This window comes from Natronoarchaeum mannanilyticum, from assembly GCF_039522665.1.
GTDB classification, from domain to species: domain Archaea; phylum Halobacteriota; class Halobacteria; order Halobacteriales; family Natronoarchaeaceae; genus Natronoarchaeum; species Natronoarchaeum mannanilyticum.
Map to the genome: position 1 here is coordinate 161334 of NZ_BAAADV010000007.1, position 16354 is coordinate 177687.

Sequence of the window (16354 nt, forward strand, 5' to 3'; positions counted from 1 at the left end):
TGTTGTATCGTGGATTGGAGGGTTGATCGATTATTTGTATGAATCCTGTGTATGGCATATTGTGCGCCAACTACCAGAATTTTGGTATTTATCGATAATAGAGGATAATCCCGGGCGATACACTTTCACATAATACTCACAAGAGCGCGGATCGGCTCGAGTGCGGAGTCTCACCTGATGCTATCCCATCGTAACCGCGTCATTTCGGAGCAAAAAACTGCGCAGGCGGCACAGAGTAGTCGACGCTTCGTTGTGCTTCTCACCCGCTCAGGAGTTTGGATCGAACGGATTCGGGAGCTTGGTGTCGGCCCCCTGATCCACGATCAGTTCGTCGAATCCCGAGACGTCGTTGCCGATCAGTTTAGTGTTCTCCGCGGACGAGTACACGAGGATGCCAATGTCCCCGTCAGTAGCGGAAATCGTGTTCTGCCGGACACCGGTGTTCTCAGTATCTAGCACGAGGACTCCGTAGTGGGCGACGCCGTTCTCGCCGGGATCGGCCTCGCTGACCTCGACAGCGTTGTGGATCGCATTGTGCCTGTCGCCGCCCCACAGGGCGATGCCGGCGTCGTTGTTTCTAACCTCGTTTCGCTGGATGTTGATGCTGTCCCCTGGCTGATAGAGGATGATCCCGGATGACTGAAAGTTATCCAAGTCCCACCAGTGGTCTTCGACGGTGTTGTCGCGCACGTCTCCGGTCGCATCGCCGCTAATTTGGATCCCGTTCTCGGCCCATCCGTCGGATTTTGGGCCCAGGCCGGTTACGTCGTTGCTCCGTATCGAGATGTCCGTTCCGCTCCCCTCAGCGAGAATTCCGACTCGGTGGCCTCCGTTCAGTGTATTGTCTTCGGCCCGACCGGTAGCACCGTCGGCGACGCCTATTGATAGGAACTGTTTGCCGAGTGCATCGTCCCCGTCCACGGTGTTCGACCTCACGTCAACGTCACCACCCTCAACTCTGATTCCGAACGTCGGACTCTCTGGAACCTCGTCGACTGAGATCTCGTTGTTCGAGATCTCGCCGTCGTAGCCGTCGTTGTAGATGATGTACGCACCCTCTCCGCCATCGTAACCGACTCCATTATCGACTGTAATCTCCTGGTCGGAGATCACGAAACCGTCGTCGGTTGCGACGATAGCGCCGCTACCTGTCTCTTCGGCGTTGACAAGCCCTCCGTCACCGTTTCCTCTCCCGTTACCGTTGCTGTTCCCCCGGCCGTTCCCGTTCTGCACGGCGGACCCCGTTCCGAGCGTTCCGAACCCGGCGAGGCCGACGGCCGTGCCGACGAACGTTCTACGATTCATGGTATTTTCGACGAGTGCATATACCACGGCGACTGATCGGCTGAAGTAATTAGTTGCTAGTCATGTTTGTAATATACTACAGGCTGAGGCGTTTCCATCGCTTTATGAATATTCCAAGACGTTTGTCGGCCGGCTTCAGTCCGTTGACGGCTGGCAGCAGGTGATCTCACTAGTTACGGCCGGTTGCATTCGGAAAGAGACGACAGAAGTGAGGCGCCGCACGTGGCCGTCGAACGAGAAGTATCGAGGGCGCTTACTCCAGGTCGAACCGGTCGTGGCTCATGACCTTGTGCCAGGTGTCCACGAAGTCCTCGACGAACTTCTCCTCCTCGCTCGCGTAGACGTCGGCCAGCGTTCGAAGCCGGGAGTTCGAGCCGAAGATGAGGTCTACGCGACTCGCTTCCCACTCGACCTCGCCCGTCTCGCGATCGCGTAGCTCGTACAGTTCCTCCGAGCCGTCTGCCTGCTCCCACTCGTAGTCCATCGAGAGCAGGTTGACGAAGAAGTCGTTGGACAGCGTCTCGCGCTCGTCGGTGAAGACGCCGAGGTCGGAGTCCTGATAGTTCGCGCCCAAGGTGCGCAGCCCGCCGACCAGCACCGTCATCTCCGAGGGCGTCAGGTCGAGCAGGTCGGCGTGGTCGACCAGCAGCTCCTCGGCGGGGCCGTCGTACTCGCCGCCGAAGTAGTTGCGGAATCCGTCGACTTCCGGCTTGAGCGCCTCGAAGGACTCGACGTCGGTCTGGTCCTGCGTGGCGTCCGTCCGGCCCGGCTCGAACGGAACCGTCACGTCGTAGCCGGCGTCGGCCGCAGCCGACTCAACGGCGGCGTTGCCGCCCAGCACGATCAGGTCGGCGATCGAGACGCGAACGTCGTCCGAGCGCGAGTCGTTGAACTCGGCCTGGATCTCCTCGTAGGTCTCCAGCACGGTCTCCAGTTCGGCCGGCTCGTTGACCTCCCAGCTACGCTGGGGCTCCAGCCGGATGCGGGCGCCGTTGGCGCCGCCGCGCTTGTCGCTGTCGCGGTACGTCGACGCCGCCGCCCAGGCGGTCTTGACCAGCTGCGAGGTCGATAGCTCCGAGTCGAGGATCTCTTCCTTGAGCTCGTCGACCTCCTCCTCGCCGATCAGGTCGTAGTCGGCGTCGGGGAGCGGGTCCTGCCAGATGAACGTCTCGTCGGGGGCGTCAGGGCCGAGGAACCGCTCCTCGGGGCCCATGTCGCGGTGGATGAGCTTGAACCACGCGCTCGCGAAGGCCCGCAGGAACTCCGGCGGGTTCTCGCGGAAGGTCTCGATCGTCTCCCGGAACTCCGGATCCCGCTTGAGCGCGAGGTCCGTCGTCATCATCATGGGGGAGTGCTTCTCCGAGGGGTCGTGGGCGTCCGGGACGGTGTCCTTCGCTTCCTCGTCGACCGGCTCCCACTGCTTCGCGCCGGCGGGGCTCTCGGTCAGCTCCCACTCGTAATCGAGCAGGTTGTCGAGATAGGACGTGTCCCACATCGTCGGCCACTGGTTCCAGGCACCCTCGATGCCGCTGGTGGTCGTGTCGGACCCCTTGCCGGAGTCGGGCCAGCCGAGACCCTGCTCCTCGATGGGGGCGGCTTCAGGTTCGGGACCCATGCCGTCGCTCTCGGCGCCGTGGGACTTGCCGAACGTGTGTCCGCCGGCGATGAGGGCGGCGGTCTCCTCGTCGTTCATCGCCATGCGGCCGAACGCCTGGCGGATGCGCTTGGCGGACTTGAGCGGGTCCGGATCGCCGTCCGGCCCCTCGGGGTCGACGTAGATGAGGCCCATCACGGTGGCGCCGAGCGGCTCGTCGAGCTCGTCGTCCTCGTCGAAGCGCTCGTCCTGAGGCGCTTCCCACTCGTTCTCGGGGCCCCAGTAGACGGCCTCGTCGGGCTCGTACTCGTCCTCGCGCCCGCCGGCCCAGCCGAGCGTCTGCATGCCCATCGACTCGAGGGCGGTGTTCCCGGCGAGCACGATCAGGTCGGCCCACGAGAGCTTGCGGCCGTACTTCTGCTTGATCGGCTCCAGCAGTCGGCGCGCCTTGTCGAGGTTCCCGTTGTCGGGCCAGCTGTTCAGCGGCGCGAAGCGCTGGGTGCCGCCGGACGCCCCGCCGCGGCCGTCGACGGTGCGGTAGGTGCCGGCGCTGTGCCACGCCATCCGGATGAACAGCGGCCCGTAGTGGCCGTAGTCGGCCGGCCACCAGTCCTGGGACGAGGTCATCAGGTCCTTAAGGTCGGCTTTCACCTCCTCGAGGTCGAGCTTCTGGAACTCCTCCGCGTAATCGAAGTCCTCGTCGTACGGACCGACGTTAGCGGCGTTCTGATCGAGAATCTCCAGGTTCAACTGGTTCGGCCACCAGTCTTGGTTGGTCTTCGTCATTTGCTATTTCACTCGACCGCTACTTTCCGCTACTCCCAAAAAAACCTGTGGAATCGCGAATGAGGGTTCTCGGTAACGGTAGAATAATGTGCCGTAGCGGCCAGTGGAATTTCCGATCGTTCGCCCTTCGCCTCGCCGATCCAGAAACGGTTTGTTCGCGCCGTTCCCACCTACCGGTATGAACCAGAGCGCAGTCGCCGACCTCGGCCCGGACGACCGGTCAGCGCTGTTCGATCGCGACGCCGGCGTCGCCGCGGTGCGCGAGGATGTCCGCGAGATCGTCGACCGGGTCCGCGAGGAGGGCGACGTGGCAGTCAGAGAGTTCTGCAAGAAGTTCGACGACGTCCAGGTCGGGAGCTTAGAGATCACCGACGAGGCCGAGCGCGCCTACGACGAAATCGATGACGAGCTCCGCGAGGCGATCGACGCGGCCGTCGCGAACGTCCGCGAGTTCCACGAGGCGCAGGTGCCCGAGGACTGGCGCGAGTCGTTCGACGGGCGCGAGCTCGGTCGACGGTTCCGACCGATCCAGCGCGTCGGCGTGTACGCGCCCGGCGGCACCGCGGCCTACCCCTCCAGCGCGATCATGGGCGTCGTCCCGGCGAAGGTCGCGGGCGTCGAGCAGGTCGCCGTCGCGACGCCGCCGGCCGAGCAGATCAACCCCGCGACGCTGGCGGCGATCCACGCCGCGGGCGCCGACACCGTCTACAGCGTCGGGGGCGCGCAGGCGGTCGGCGCGCTGGCCTACGGCACCGAGTCGGTCAACCGCGTCCAGAAGATCGTCGGCCCGGGCAACCGCTGGGTGACCGCCGCCAAGGCCGAGGTTCGCGGCGACGTCGACATTGACTTCCTCGCCGGGCCGAGCGAGATCCTCGTCGTCGCCGACGACACCGCCGATCCCGAGTACGTCGCCGCCGACCTGGTCGCGCAGGCCGAGCACGACGAGAACGCCTCGGTCGTCGCCGTCACCGACGACGCCGACCTCGCGGACGAGATCGCCGACGCCGTCGATCGGCAGGCCGACGGTCGCGAGCGCGAGGACGTGATCCGCGGCGCGCTCGACTCAGACGCCAGCGGCGTCTTCCACGCCCGCTCGATGAGCGAGGCGATCTCGTTCGCGGAGGCGTACGCCCCGGAACACCTCTCGATCGTCGCCGAAGACGACGAGTCGATTCTCGACCGGATCGAGAGCGCGGGCAGCGCGTTCCTCGGCCCGTACACGCCCGTCGCCGCCGGCGACTACGCCAGCGGCACCAACCACGTCCTGCCGACCGGCGGCGGCGCGAAGCTGACCGGCGGGCTCTCGGTCGACACGTTCGTCCGGTCGACGACCGTCCAGCGCCTCGATCGCGACGCGCTGGACGATCTCGGCGACACGATCACGACACTCGCGGACGCCGAAGGACTGGAAGCCCACGCCGAGAGCGTCCGGCGGCGTCTGGACGACGAGTAATTCATCGAGCGGGGACGACGTCGTCCCGACCGAACTCCTCGTCGCAGTCCTCGCACCGATACCTGCCGATCGCGATTTTTCTCACCGTGTGCACCCGCTCGCAGGTCGGGCAGGCGATGTCCACGACGACCGTCATCGGACGAGTATCACCGCCCGACGAGCATGAGCGCGTCGGCGCTCGGCCGGGCTGCCCGGCGGCGGCGCCGACAGTCTCGAAACGCATTTTTGCCGCCGGTATGAGATGCGGATAATGCCCACCCTGACGCGACGCCGGTTGCTCGGAGCCGGCGCGGCGACGGTCGTCGGCGGCGTCGGCGTCGAACTGCTCGCCGGTCCCGCGCCGACGTTCGACGCGTGGGAGCCCGCCCCCGACGCGTGGCCCGCCGAACGCCGCGACTCCGCCCGAACCGCGGCGGCGCCGGAGATGAACCCGCCGACCGGCGAGCCGTCGGTCGAGTGGACGGCCGAAGTCGAGAGCGCGCCGAACGAGGGCGTCACCGCGCTCGTCGTCGGAGACGGGACGGCGTTTCTCGGCGGCGACTTCCGCATCGCTGCCGTCGATCTTGCGGACGGCAGCCGGCTGTGGGACGCCGACGCCCCCGCGGAGCATCTCTGCTATCGGGACGGCGTCCTGTACTGTGTTAGCATTATTCATGGGGGCGGGCTCGTCGCGCTGGACGCGGCGGACGGCCGGACTCACTGGACGTTCTCGGAGGGCGGCTCAACTGACGTTCACGACCTGCTCGTCGTCGGTGACGCCGCTCTCGTAGGAACACACGGTCAACTCGTCGCACACGACGCACGGGACGGCACTGTCGCGTGGCGGCTAAACGTCGGCGGGAGCGGCAAGGTCCACCCGGCGGTGGCCGACAACACGCTGTACGTCGGCGGGCCGGGCCCGTTGGCCGCGTACCGATCGCGCGAAGGCTGGAACGCGGTTCGCGAGGCGACGCCGCGCCGAACCGAGCGAGACCGGTCGCACGGGCCGCCGTTCGTGACTCATCCTGTCGTGACCGACGACAGCGTGTACGTCGGCGGCCACGTCGATCCCTTCGAGGAGATCACCGGCGCTGCGTTCTCCCGTTCGGGGCTCTCCCACCGCTGGAACGGACCGACCGGCAACGGACTCACCTCGCCCGTACCGATCGACGACGTCGGCGTCGTCCGGATCTACCACCACGGCGATAACCAGGAGTACGAACTGGTCGGCGTCGATCTCGACGACGGCGAGACGGAGTGGTCGATCAATAGAAATGCTCAGATAGCGCCCCCGGTCGGTGCGGGCGAACTGGCGTTCACGTGTAGCGCCGACGGCGCCGTGCTGGCGATCGATCCGGGGACGGGCCGGATCGTCTGGGAGACGACCGTCGACGGGTCGACGCGGGCCGTCGTCCCCGCAGGTGAGCGACTCCTCGTCGCCGACGCGTCTGGGACGGTCCGGTGTCTGCGATAAACCGGGTCCCGGCAGGTACGCTCGGCGGCGTCACTGTTATCTACGTGACCGCACTACACGTACCCATGAGTACTGACGCCGCGTCCGGCGGGGAGACCCAGCCGTCGATCGAGATCACCGAGGCGGCCGCCGAGCGTGCGCTGGGGCTGCTCGAACAGGAGGAGATGGACACCGACGAGGCCGGGCTTCGCCTGTTCGTCCAGCAGGGCGGCTGCGCGGGGCTCTCCTACGGGATGCGCTTCGACGGCGAACCCGACGAGGACGACACCATCTACGAGCACCACGGGCTGCGCGTGTTCGTCGATCCCGCCAGCATGAACTACGTGGAGGGCAGCGTCGTCGACTTCGAGGAGGGTCTGCAGGCGGAGGGGTTCCACGTCGAGAACCCCAACGTCGTCAGCGAGTGCGGCTGCGGCGAGTCGTTCCGGACGTAGTCACTCCTCGAGCTGGAACGCGACCACGACCTCGGCCTGGTACTCCCTGTTTTCCGCCGACGCGATCTCGACGCCGAGCTCGTCGACCTCGGCCCAGTGGATGTTGTCCAGCGTGTCCTCGGCCCGGTCGAGCGCGTCGTCGGCCGCGTCCTCGAAGCTCTCCGTGCTCGTTCCGATCAGCGTGATCTTCTTGAAAACCATGACAGTTACCGGTTTCGCGCGGACGAACTTAATGGTACGGAGTCACACGGCCGATCCGGACCGCGAGCTCAACGTCGGGTGCCGCGATCGGGTTGCGTGACATCGCCCGATCAGTTCCGGGTGACGAGGTTGCCGCCGTCGCTGTAGCGGAACCCGGCATCGCGGAACACGTCTCTGGCTCGTTTCTGGTCGACTTCGCCGTTTTCGCCGGGGAACGGGCCGAGATTCCCACCCTCGCCCCAGGCGAACTCGTCGGCGAGGTAGTCGGTTCGCAGGAGCGGTGTGTCCGACGGGTCGGCGTGGCCGTACATGATCTCGTCGACGGAGTACTGCCGATCGATCAGCCGCGCGACGGCGGAGCGGAACTGGTAGTTGCCCATCGGGTGGCGGCGGGTGTTGAACCCGAGCATGTAGAACTCGCCCTTGTCGCCCGACAGCAACTCGACGCCGTCGGCGCTTTCGGCACCAGCGGCGTGTTCGGGCTGGATCGGCGACGAGCTGATGTCGATGCTGTCGTCTCCGACGCCGCTGATCAGCAGGAGCGACTGTTCAGTTATGTCGAACAGAATTTCCTCGAACGCGCCGTCGCCGGCGAACTGGTCGTACCGCTCGTCGAGATCCCGCCCGTCGAAGAGGAAGTGGTCCCCGTTTCGCGAGAGCAACAGCCGGTTCCCGACGTTCGCGTTCTCGAACCGGTAGGGGCCACAGCCGATCGCCGACTCGTTGTCCCAGACGAGCGCTCGGGTCATGTACTCCCGGACCAGTCCGGTTCGCTCGATCCAAATGTGTCGCGGCAACAGCGGCACCGTCAGCGACCGGATCGCAACATCCCGCGTCGCGTCGCCGAACGACAGTTCGATGTCGTAGTTCGACGGCGTCGACGTCGAGGTCACGGCGCTCGACTCGCTGCGGAACCGCGGCGCCGGAATCGGCGTCGACTCGTTGCCCATCGCGGTGTCCTGCAGGAACTGGTACGTGAACTCGGCGTCCGTTGCGTCGAGGCGTTCGCCGTCGTGCCACCGAAGGTCGTCTCGGAGCGACACGCGCACCGTCATCTCCTCGGCGTCGTCGACCCAGTCGACCGACGCCGCGAGCCACGGGAGATACTCGCCGTCGACTCGCTTGACCAGCGGTTCGTACAGGAGGCCGAGCATGTCCGTTCGGCTGTGGTGCGCGACCGCGAGCGGGTTCCGGTTACGCGTGATCGAGCCGCCGAGGTGGCCGACGCGGAGTCGGTCGACGTCGGGGTTCGCGGCACCCAGCCGGAGGTAGTCGTGGGCCCCGATCAGGCCGCCCGGCGTCCGTTCGAGGTTCAGATCGGTGCTCGCGACGGAGAGCTGGTCGGGGTAGGCGAGCACCGTGAACGGCTGTCGTTCGAGTAACTGCGTCTGCAGGTCGGTCACGGTCCCCATGCGTTCGTCGCCGGTCTGGGTCTTCTGGGTCTCGAGCAGATCGTCGACGGCCGGCTCGTTGAAGCCGAAGGGGTTCTGCCAGCCGGCCTCCTCGCTGAACGTGGTGTGGAGCAGTCCGCGGAGTTCGTCGGGGTCGCTGACGCCCGGATGCCGAGCGATGAACAGGTCGAAGTCCTGCTCCATGAGCACCGTGCGCAGCAGCGAGCCTTCGCTCTGGGGCTCGTAGCTCGCGTCGATTCCGGCGGCTTCGAGGTTCGTCTCGAGCTGACGAGCCATCTGGGTGGCCGCGGTGTCGACGTTGGCGGGGACCGTCGCGATGGTGAGGGAAACGCTGTCGGGGCTGGACCAGGCAAACCGGGAGAGGGCGTTCGTACAGCCCGCGGTCGATCCGAGCGCCGTGGCTCCGAGCGCCGCGAGCATCTCCCGCCGATTTGGGCCGGAGCGGGGAGAGGGCATACACCCTCTTTGTTTTCGGGGCGACTTACAAGTTACCGAATGGATCTCGTTCCGAACTACCGTGTCCCAAAGAAGCGGTCGGCGTCGCTTCGCGCCTCTCGTAGCGACACTTAGGCGCTAGCTCCCGCTGCCGGCGGGGCGCGGACGACCTCGTAGTCGTCGTTCGCGACGGAGATGATCGCCCAGTCGTAGTCCGGATCGGTGCGCACCAGTCGTCGCCTGACTTCGTTGGCCTGCGAGCGCCTCGTCACGAAACAGCGAAGGCCGCCCGACTCGGGTGGGTCGTCGGGCTCCGGCATCGTCGTCACCCGCACCGCCTTCCAGTCGCGCTCGGCCGTGAACTCGGCGCCGTCCCCCGAGACGGTGTACCCCAGGCGGGTGAAAATCGATCTGGCCTCGTCGTCCAGTTGGGTGCTAACAGTACCCATTCGGTAGTCGCTACGCCGGCCACCGTGATAAAGTTACCCACGGTCGATAAAACTGCTAGAAAGGAAACACGCTACTCGTGGGCGGCGTCCCACTCGGTCGGCTTCCGGAGGTTGTCACAGCGGTTGCACTGGATCCGGCCCATCGCGTCCATCGCGTTGTCGACCGTCTCGCACTCCGCGCAGAACCAGCCGTAGCGGCGCTCGCGGTCGGGCGTCACGTAGGCGACGTAAAACGGCGCCTTCGAACCGCGATCGCCCTCGTCGGTCGCGACGTAGACGGTTTCGCCTTCGGGCGTCGTGTGCGTCTTCATACGGGCCCGTAACGAGTCCGGGAGGATAGGTGATTCGACACGGGACGACGCCGATAGTGCGGCGGTGAGGCTCGACATCGATCGTCCCGCCGTGCGACGCCGCGGCGGCATCCCGCAGCGCGGGGCCGTCGCACGTCGCCGATCGACCCCGGTCGGGTCGTAGATATATTAGTCGCGGCGTTCTCACTACCGGTGTATGGCCCTCCGGATCCTCCACTACTCCGACGTCGAGAACGCCTACGACGCGCCCGAGCGTATCGGGCGCCTCGCGGGCGCGATCGGCGAGCGCCGCGACGCGGAGACGCTGCTGGCCGGCGCCGGCGACAACACCGCCCCGGGCGTGCTGTCGCTCGTGACCGACGGTCGCCAGGCGCTGGACTTCTTCGACGCGGTCGAGCCCGCGGTCGACACGTTCGGGAACCACGACTTCGACCACGGCTACGACGCCCTCCGAGAACTCGTCGACGACTCGCCCCAGACGTGGGTCGCGGCGAACGTCGAACTCGACGGGCGGCGCTTCGCCGACGACGCCGGAGCGGAGCCCTGGACGGTCGTCGAGCGCGGCGGCCACGAGGTCGGCGTCGTCGGCGTGACGACGCCGACGACCCCCTCGATCACGCCGACGGCGTCAGATCTCACCGTGACGGAGCCGGTCCCCGCCGTCGCGGACGCCGTCGCCGCCCTACGCAAGCGAGGCGTCGACTACGTCGTCGTTCTGGCCCACATGGCCGACGACGAGCGGATCGCCGCCGAGTGCGATGTCGACGCTGTGCTGGGCGGGCACACCCACACCGAACGCACGGCTCGCGTGGACGGCGCCGTCCTCACGCGGCCGGCCGCCAACGGCGAATCGCTCTACGAGATTTCCTTCGACGGCGGCGACCCGACGGTGACCCGCCATCCGGTCGACGACGCGCCGGTCGACGCCGAGGTGGCCGCTACGCTCCGCGAGCGGAAGGTCGCCGCTGACCTGGAGACCACGGTCGACACCGTCGAGCGCCCGGTCGAGCGCACCCACGAGACGGCGTTCCGCGGCGAGAGTCGGATCGGCAACTTCGTCGCCGACGCCTACCGGTGGAAAAGCGGCGCCGACGTCGGGCTCCAGAACAGCGGCGGCATCCGCGCCGGCGAGCCACTGGCGGGCGAGATCACCGTGTCGGACCTGATCAGCGTCGTTCCCTTCGAGGAGCCGGTGGTCGTCGCGGAGGTCTCGGGGGAGGAACTGCGCGCGATCTGCCGGCAGGCCAGCGGATCGACGGTCGAACTCGGCGAGCCCGAGTGGTGGCACGCCCACGTCAGCGGCGCCGAGATCGTCTGGGACGGCGCCGACGCCGCCCTGGAGGCCGTCCGCGTGGACGGGGATCCCGTCGAGCCGGGCGCGACCTACACGATCGCGACCTCGGAGTACCTGCTCGGGACCGACCACGAGTTCCCGACGCTCGAACCCGGTCACCGCGTCGACACGCTGGACATCCAGTACGACGTGCTCGTCGAGTACGCCCGCGAGCGCGGCGTCGACCCGGAGCTAGAGGGACGGATTCGTCGGCTCGGCCTCGATTCCGACCGCCGGGAAGCGGAGAGAGACGCAGACACTGGGACGGCAACTGACGATAACGCTGCGACGGCAGCCGACGCGGCGACGCCGACCGACGCCGCTGCTGCGGAGCAACCGGACGCCCGGAGCGCGAGCCGATCCGACGCCGCGGGTTCGCACAGCCTGGCCGACGACGAGTGACCGGCGTGAGAGCCAACACTTACGCCCGACGCAACGCTGGGATCGAACGATGAGTCACGTCGTGGTTCCGGTTCGGTACCCGCTGACGAGCCACTCGAAGAACACGCTCGCGAAGGCGATCGAGATCGCCCGCGAGCGGGACGCCCAGCTGACCGTCCTCCACGTCGACCTGTACCACGACAGCCACCACGTCACGCGCTCGGAGCTGAAGCAGTCGGTCGAGTCGGCGTTCGACGTCCCCGAGAAGATGCGCTACGCCGTCAGGAAGGCGTTTCTCGTCGAGGAGACCATCCTGGAGGAAGTCGCCTCCGAGGACGCCGACGTCGTCGTCATCGGCCACAAGCAGGCCGGGCGCTGGCGCCGGATGATCCGCAAGCTCGTCGACGATCCCGACGTCGAGAGCTACCTCCGGCAGCGCGTGGACTGCGAACTCGTCACCGTCCGGGCGAACTGAGCCTGCCGCTCTGTGGCATTCTTACGTGCGGCGTCGCGACGCCGTCACTCCGTGTCGGCGTTGGTCGACTCCGCGTTAGCGTCGGTCGACTGCGCGGCGGCGTCGTCAGACTGCGGAACGGCGTCCGGCGGCTCTTTCTCGGTCTGGGCGGCCGCGTGGCCGCCGCGATCGGCCGCGCGGTGCTGTTCGGGCGGCGCTTCCGGCCCCTCCGGTCGGGGGCGCCTGTGGGTCACCGCGACGTCGGCCTGCCCGCTCGTGTCGTCGAACATCAGGTGGGTGTGGGGGTAGGCGATCTCGACGTCGGCGTCTTCCAGCTCGTCCCAGAGGTGCTCTTGAATCTTCGAGCGAGCGACCAGCAGCTTGTACGGCTCCTGCAGCCAGTAGCGCAGCGTCAACAGCACGCCGTGGTCCGCGTACTCGTCGATGTAGCAGGTCGGCGCGGCGTTGTAGCGCGCGCTGCCGACCCGGATGCCCGGCCCGCCCGTGATCACGTTCTCGACCTGGCGCGCCGAGCGCTCGATGATCTTCCTGGCCTCCGGGATGTCGCTCTCGTAGGTCACGAGGATCGACAGCGACTGGCGGGTCCGCTCGTCCTCGGCGGAGTAGTTGATCACGTCGCGCTCGCGGATCGTCGAGTTCGGGACGACGATGAACGTGTTGTCCAGCGTGAACATCTTCGTGTAGCGCAGCGTGATGTCCTCGACGAACCCCTTCCGGCCGCCGTTGTTGTCGGGCAGCTCGATCATGTCGCCGATCTCGAAGGGCTGGTCGGCGAGCACGAACAGGCCGCTGATCACCGACGCCACGATCGGCGCCAGGATCACGGCCACCACCGCCGAGAACACGGTCACCGAGAGCAGGATGTTGCCCGGCTGGAACCCCAGGATCTGGACGGCGATCCCGATTGCGACGAGCAGGACGCTCGCACGAATCCCTCGGAGCACCGTCTGGGTGATACTTGGCCGTGCGAACTGCCGGGCGATCATCCGGCCGGCCGAGCGAACCACCAGCTTCGAGACGTACCAACCCGCGATCACCACCAGAATCGCCTCGGCCCACTGCCAGACGATGCTCGGCACGGGTTGGGCGACGGCGTCGACCACGGGAGCGACCCTCGGGGGCAACTGCGCGAGGCCGAGCGTCCCGAGGTCAATAGTCATACCACGTTCATCCCTCCCGGTTCCGAATAAGGGTTGCGCCCGGACGACGGCATCCTCGCGCTGCCGATACAGCCGTGCCGACTCGGAGATCCGTTCTCCGGGTCGGTGGAGTTACACGCCTCGCCGTACTCCATCGAAGTATGGACGAACACACCCGCGACCCGACCGTCGAACCGCCAGTCGGGAACCCGACCGGGTGGCGCCCCGAGGGCGCGGTCGACGACGTCGCCGCGATCGGCGGGCCGGGCGCGTGGGAGCACGCGACCCTGCGGCGCGCGGTGGTCCACGGCGTCCGGCTCTACAACGCCGGCGAGTTCCACGAATCTCACGACTGCTTCGAGGACGAGTGGTACAACTACGGGAGCGGCACCACGGAAAGCGCGTTCGCCCACGGGATGGTTCAGGTCGCCGCGGGCGCGTACAAGCACTTCGACTTCGAGAACGACGACGGGATGCGTTCGCTGTTTAGAACCGCGCTCCAGTACCTGCAGGGGGTTCCCAACGACTACTACGGCGTCGACCTGCTGGACGTCCGGACGACGCTGACGAACGCGCTGAACGATCCCGCAGTGCTGGACGGCTGGAAGATCCGGTTGGACGGCGAGACGCCGACCGCCGAACCCGAGGACTTAGAGTACGCCGAACGGCTGTGAGGCGTTCGTCAGTTCACCCGCTCTCTACTACCCCGGCCCGAAGGCCGCGATATCGGCGCCCACCGTCGCCAGCGCGTCGGCGGGGTTCGGGTCGCTGTCGGCCAGGTGCGTGTACCGGTGGTCCGGGACGCTCGACAGCGCCGCCGCGACCGCCTCGCTGTACGTCTCGACGCCCGATTCCGTCGGATCGTCGCCGCCCCAGACGTCCCGGATGACCGTCATCGAGTCGATGCGCACCTCCAGCGCGCGCGGCTCGTAGCGAGCCAGCAGTTCGGAGAGCCCGAGCTGCAAAGCGACGTACTCGGCGGTGTTGTTCCCTGCCCGGGAGCCGACGGGGCGACCGAGGCGAGCGAGTTGCTCCTCCGCGGCGTCCATGATAACAGCGCCCGCTCCGGCGGGGCCGGGATTGCCGCGCGAACTGCCGTCGACGTAGAGGACGAACGCGTCGCCCGTCGGTTCGGGAACGGGCGGCCGGTCGAGCCCGGACTCCAGTAGCCGATCGAGCGCGCGGCGCAACTCGTCCGGGTCGGTCGCGGGGTCGAAGAGGCCGCCGTAGCCGGGCACGGCGTCGTCGATGGCGTCCGTGGCGGCCGACATCTCGTAGCCGACGCCCGCGAGCACCTCGTCGACGAGCGCGGCGAGCGGCGAGAGGTGTTCGGCCGGGAGGCGATCGTCGGTCACGTCGCGCCACCCATCGGGCACCGGATACGGGACCTCACGCCCCCGCTCCGTGGTCTCGTCGGCTGGTCGCGCCACTCCATGTCGGTCGTCGGTGGTCGAGCGAAATAAAAGCACGCGCCCGGCGACCGATCACGGCTCGACGCCGCCCTCCAGCATCGCGTCGTACAGTTTCGACTGAGCGGCCGCGAGATGCTCGGTAAACGTCGATCGCGCGATGTCCAGATCTTCCGCGACTTCGCTGGCGTTGGCCCCCTTGGGGTACTCGAAGTAGCCGAGTTCGTGAGCGCGCTTGAGCACGCGGCGCTGGCGCTCGGTCAGCGCGGAGCGATCCACGACGACGGCGTCGGACTCCTCGCCGTCGTCGCCCCGTGAGAGCGTTCGGAGGTGGACGCCGTCGAACGCGTCGTCGAGCGCGGCGACGACGGCCCGCACCTCGGCGACGTCGGCGGCGCGGAACGAAATTTCCAGCCCGCCGTCTGCCGCGCTGATGTCGGCCAGCGGCGGCCCGGTGTGCTCGACGAGGTCGCACGCGCAGAGCTCGTCGAGCTCGCGCTCGAATCGGTACACCGTCCGATCGCCCTCGCTGGCGATCGGCGTCGCGTCGACCGACACCTCGGCGTCGCCGTCGACGGCGAACTCCTCGGACACGACGCCGTCGCGACCGCCCGTCGCGCGGTCGATGCGGTCGATCCGGGCGTCGGCGTCGGCCGACGCGGCGGCGACCGGGCAGTCGCCGGGCGATTCGATCTCGATGCGTGCGCGCACGCCGCCGTTCATACCTGTCCCTGCGTTCTGGGGGCGTAAAAACCGGGCAGCGGATTTTCACGCCGCGGGAATCGTCGTCCCATCGCGGCGGGGAACATGTTCGGCAGGCGGCCTACCGACGGCAGGCCCGTAGCCGACGGCATGGTCTTCGAACCAGTCGTCGCGTCGGACTCCCGCCGGGCCGCCCGCGGCGACCGACGCCGCCGTCGCCGCCGCGTCGCAACAACAGACCATTTATGTAGACAAACCGACGATGGTCGATAGGATGGTACGGGATCCATTTGCCGACGAGGACATCCCCGACGTCGAGGAGCTCCTCGGGGCGCTGGAAGATCCCGACTGCCGGACGATCATCCGGCAACTCGAAGAACCCATGACCGCGAGCGAACTGTCCGACGAGTGCGAGATTCCGCTGTCGACCATCTACCGGAAGCTCGACACCATGTCGGACGCGACGCTGCTCGACGAGCTGACGGAGGTGCGCGGCGACGGCCACCACACGACGCGCTACGAGATCGCGTTCGACGAGGTGCGGCTCGTCCTGGAGGACGACCGCAGCCTCGAAGTCGACGTCAGCCGTCCGGCGCGCACGGCCGACGAGCGGCTCGCGGACATGTGGTCGGAGGTGAGCAAGGAACTATGAGCCCACACTCAACGGCGGGATCTGCGGTACTGCTGGGGATCGCGGTCGTCAAAACGCTGATACTGATCACCGGCGGGGTCATCACGTACTTCGCCTTCAGAGCGTATCGGCGCACCGACAGCAGATCGCTCGGAGCGCTGGCGCTGGGGTTCGGCCTGATAACCATGGGGACGTTCCTCGCGGGGGTGATCGCCGACGTGATCGGGATGTCGCTCGCGGTGGGCGTCCTCACCGAGAGCGTGCTCGTGCTGGCCGGCTTTCTCGTGATCGCGTACTCGCTGTACACGCGGTGAGCGCCCGCGCATATTGGCCCTCGGTCTGCGGCATTTTTACTTAAACGAGTTCGCCGTATCGGTCAGTTCGTCTGCCTCGGTAGCCGTTTCGCTTCACATTACAGTCGTTTAAGTGCAAACGCCGAGCCGATTCCTAC

The 16354-nt window shown here is 67.1% G+C and carries 18 protein-coding genes; 8 read left to right on the plus strand and 10 right to left on the minus strand.

The genetic code is table 11. The features are described 5' to 3' along the window. Window positions 1-267 precede the first annotated feature (267 nt). Both ABDZ81_RS13905 and katG read right to left on the minus strand, forming a co-directional pair. Window positions 268-1305, minus strand: coding sequence for a right-handed parallel beta-helix repeat-containing protein (locus ABDZ81_RS13905; protein ID WP_343774604.1), 1038 nt, complete (start codon window positions 1303-1305; stop codon window positions 268-270). 253 nt (window positions 1306-1558) lie between these two features. Beyond that, entirely contained in the window at window positions 1559-3685 is a 2127-nt protein-coding gene (katG, locus tag ABDZ81_RS13910) for a catalase/peroxidase HPI (RefSeq protein WP_343774605.1), read from the minus strand. Between the two features lie 178 nt (window positions 3686-3863). On the opposite strand from katG, the gene hisD reads away from it, so the two are divergent. Next, window positions 3864-5138: a histidinol dehydrogenase gene (gene hisD, locus ABDZ81_RS13915; RefSeq protein WP_343774606.1), complete on the plus strand. Its 1275-nt coding sequence runs from the start codon at window positions 3864-3866 to the stop codon at window positions 5136-5138. 1 nt (window position 5139) lies between these two features. Here the strand turns inward: hisD and ABDZ81_RS13920 are convergent, their stop codons facing one another. Next, entirely contained in the window at window positions 5140-5274 is a 135-nt protein-coding gene (locus ABDZ81_RS13920; RefSeq protein WP_343774607.1) for a hypothetical protein, read from the minus strand. Between the two features lie 114 nt (window positions 5275-5388). Here ABDZ81_RS13920 and ABDZ81_RS13925 point away from each other — a divergent pair, with 114 nt between their 5' ends. Both ABDZ81_RS13925 and ABDZ81_RS13930 read left to right on the plus strand, forming a co-directional pair. Continuing rightward, complete coding sequence (locus ABDZ81_RS13925) at window positions 5389-6591, plus strand: PQQ-binding-like beta-propeller repeat protein (protein WP_343774608.1); 1203 nt, start codon at window positions 5389-5391, stop codon at window positions 6589-6591. A gap of 65 nt (window positions 6592-6656) precedes the next feature. Next, entirely contained in the window at window positions 6657-7025 is a 369-nt protein-coding gene (locus ABDZ81_RS13930) for a HesB/IscA family protein (RefSeq protein WP_343774609.1), read from the plus strand. Here ABDZ81_RS13930 and ABDZ81_RS13935 read toward each other — a convergent pair whose 3' ends face one another. The 4 genes from ABDZ81_RS13935 to ABDZ81_RS13950 all read right to left on the minus strand — a co-directional run bounded on the left by ABDZ81_RS13935 (window position 7026) and on the right by ABDZ81_RS13950 (window position 9833). After that, window positions 7026-7226 (minus strand): dodecin, encoded by a 201-nt coding sequence (locus ABDZ81_RS13935; RefSeq protein ID WP_343774610.1) that lies wholly within the window; start codon window positions 7224-7226, stop codon window positions 7026-7028. 110 nt (window positions 7227-7336) lie between these two features. After that, a complete protein-coding gene (locus ABDZ81_RS13940) occupies window positions 7337-9094 on the minus strand; it encodes an ABC transporter substrate-binding protein (RefSeq protein WP_343774611.1) in 1758 nt (585 codons plus the stop codon). Between the two features lie 110 nt (window positions 9095-9204). Beyond that, on the minus strand, window positions 9205-9522 hold the full coding sequence (locus tag ABDZ81_RS13945; protein WP_343774612.1) for a DUF7116 family protein: 318 nt from the start codon (window positions 9520-9522) through the stop codon (window positions 9205-9207). Between the two features lie 71 nt (window positions 9523-9593). Continuing rightward, window positions 9594-9833: a DUF5816 domain-containing protein gene (locus tag ABDZ81_RS13950; protein WP_343774614.1), complete on the minus strand. Its 240-nt coding sequence runs from the start codon at window positions 9831-9833 to the stop codon at window positions 9594-9596. 196 nt (window positions 9834-10029) lie between these two features. Here ABDZ81_RS13950 and ABDZ81_RS13955 point away from each other — a divergent pair, with 196 nt between their 5' ends. Further along, window positions 10030-11568, plus strand: a complete 1539-nt coding sequence (locus tag ABDZ81_RS13955) for a bifunctional metallophosphatase/5'-nucleotidase (RefSeq protein WP_343774615.1) — start codon at window positions 10030-10032, stop codon at window positions 11566-11568. A gap of 49 nt (window positions 11569-11617) precedes the next feature. Next, window positions 11618-12022 carry a universal stress protein gene (locus ABDZ81_RS13960; protein WP_343774616.1) on the plus strand — a complete coding sequence of 135 codons (405 nt, stop codon included), beginning with the start codon at window positions 11618-11620 and terminating at the stop codon, window positions 12020-12022. Between the two features lie 44 nt (window positions 12023-12066). Here the strand turns inward: ABDZ81_RS13960 and ABDZ81_RS13965 are convergent, their stop codons facing one another. Then, on the minus strand, window positions 12067-13182 hold the full coding sequence (locus tag ABDZ81_RS13965) for a mechanosensitive ion channel family protein (RefSeq protein ID WP_343774617.1): 1116 nt from the start codon (window positions 13180-13182) through the stop codon (window positions 12067-12069). A gap of 140 nt (window positions 13183-13322) precedes the next feature. On the opposite strand from ABDZ81_RS13965, the gene ABDZ81_RS13970 reads away from it, so the two are divergent. After that, the gene (locus tag ABDZ81_RS13970; RefSeq protein ID WP_343774618.1) at window positions 13323-13835 is read left to right on the plus strand and encodes a DUF309 domain-containing protein; all 513 of its coding nucleotides are present in this window, start codon (window positions 13323-13325) and stop codon (window positions 13833-13835) included. Between the two features lie 27 nt (window positions 13836-13862). Here the strand turns inward: ABDZ81_RS13970 and ABDZ81_RS13975 are convergent, their stop codons facing one another. Together ABDZ81_RS13975 and ABDZ81_RS13980 are read right to left on the minus strand one after the other, a co-directional pair. Next, the gene (locus ABDZ81_RS13975) at window positions 13863-14516 is read right to left on the minus strand and encodes a ribonuclease HI family protein (protein WP_343774619.1); all 654 of its coding nucleotides are present in this window, start codon (window positions 14514-14516) and stop codon (window positions 13863-13865) included. A gap of 129 nt (window positions 14517-14645) precedes the next feature. Next, window positions 14646-15293 (minus strand): helix-turn-helix domain-containing protein, encoded by a 648-nt coding sequence (locus tag ABDZ81_RS13980; protein ID WP_343774620.1) that lies wholly within the window; start codon window positions 15291-15293, stop codon window positions 14646-14648. Between the two features lie 253 nt (window positions 15294-15546). Here ABDZ81_RS13980 and ABDZ81_RS13985 point away from each other — a divergent pair, with 253 nt between their 5' ends. After that, window positions 15547-15924 carry an ArsR/SmtB family transcription factor gene (locus ABDZ81_RS13985; protein WP_343774621.1) on the plus strand — a complete coding sequence of 126 codons (378 nt, stop codon included), beginning with the start codon at window positions 15547-15549 and terminating at the stop codon, window positions 15922-15924. Further along, window positions 15921-16217, plus strand: a complete 297-nt coding sequence (locus ABDZ81_RS13990) for a DUF7521 family protein (protein ID WP_343774622.1) — start codon at window positions 15921-15923, stop codon at window positions 16215-16217. The genes ABDZ81_RS13985 and ABDZ81_RS13990 overlap by 4 nt, the downstream gene beginning before the upstream one ends. Window positions 16218-16354 lie beyond the last annotated feature (137 nt).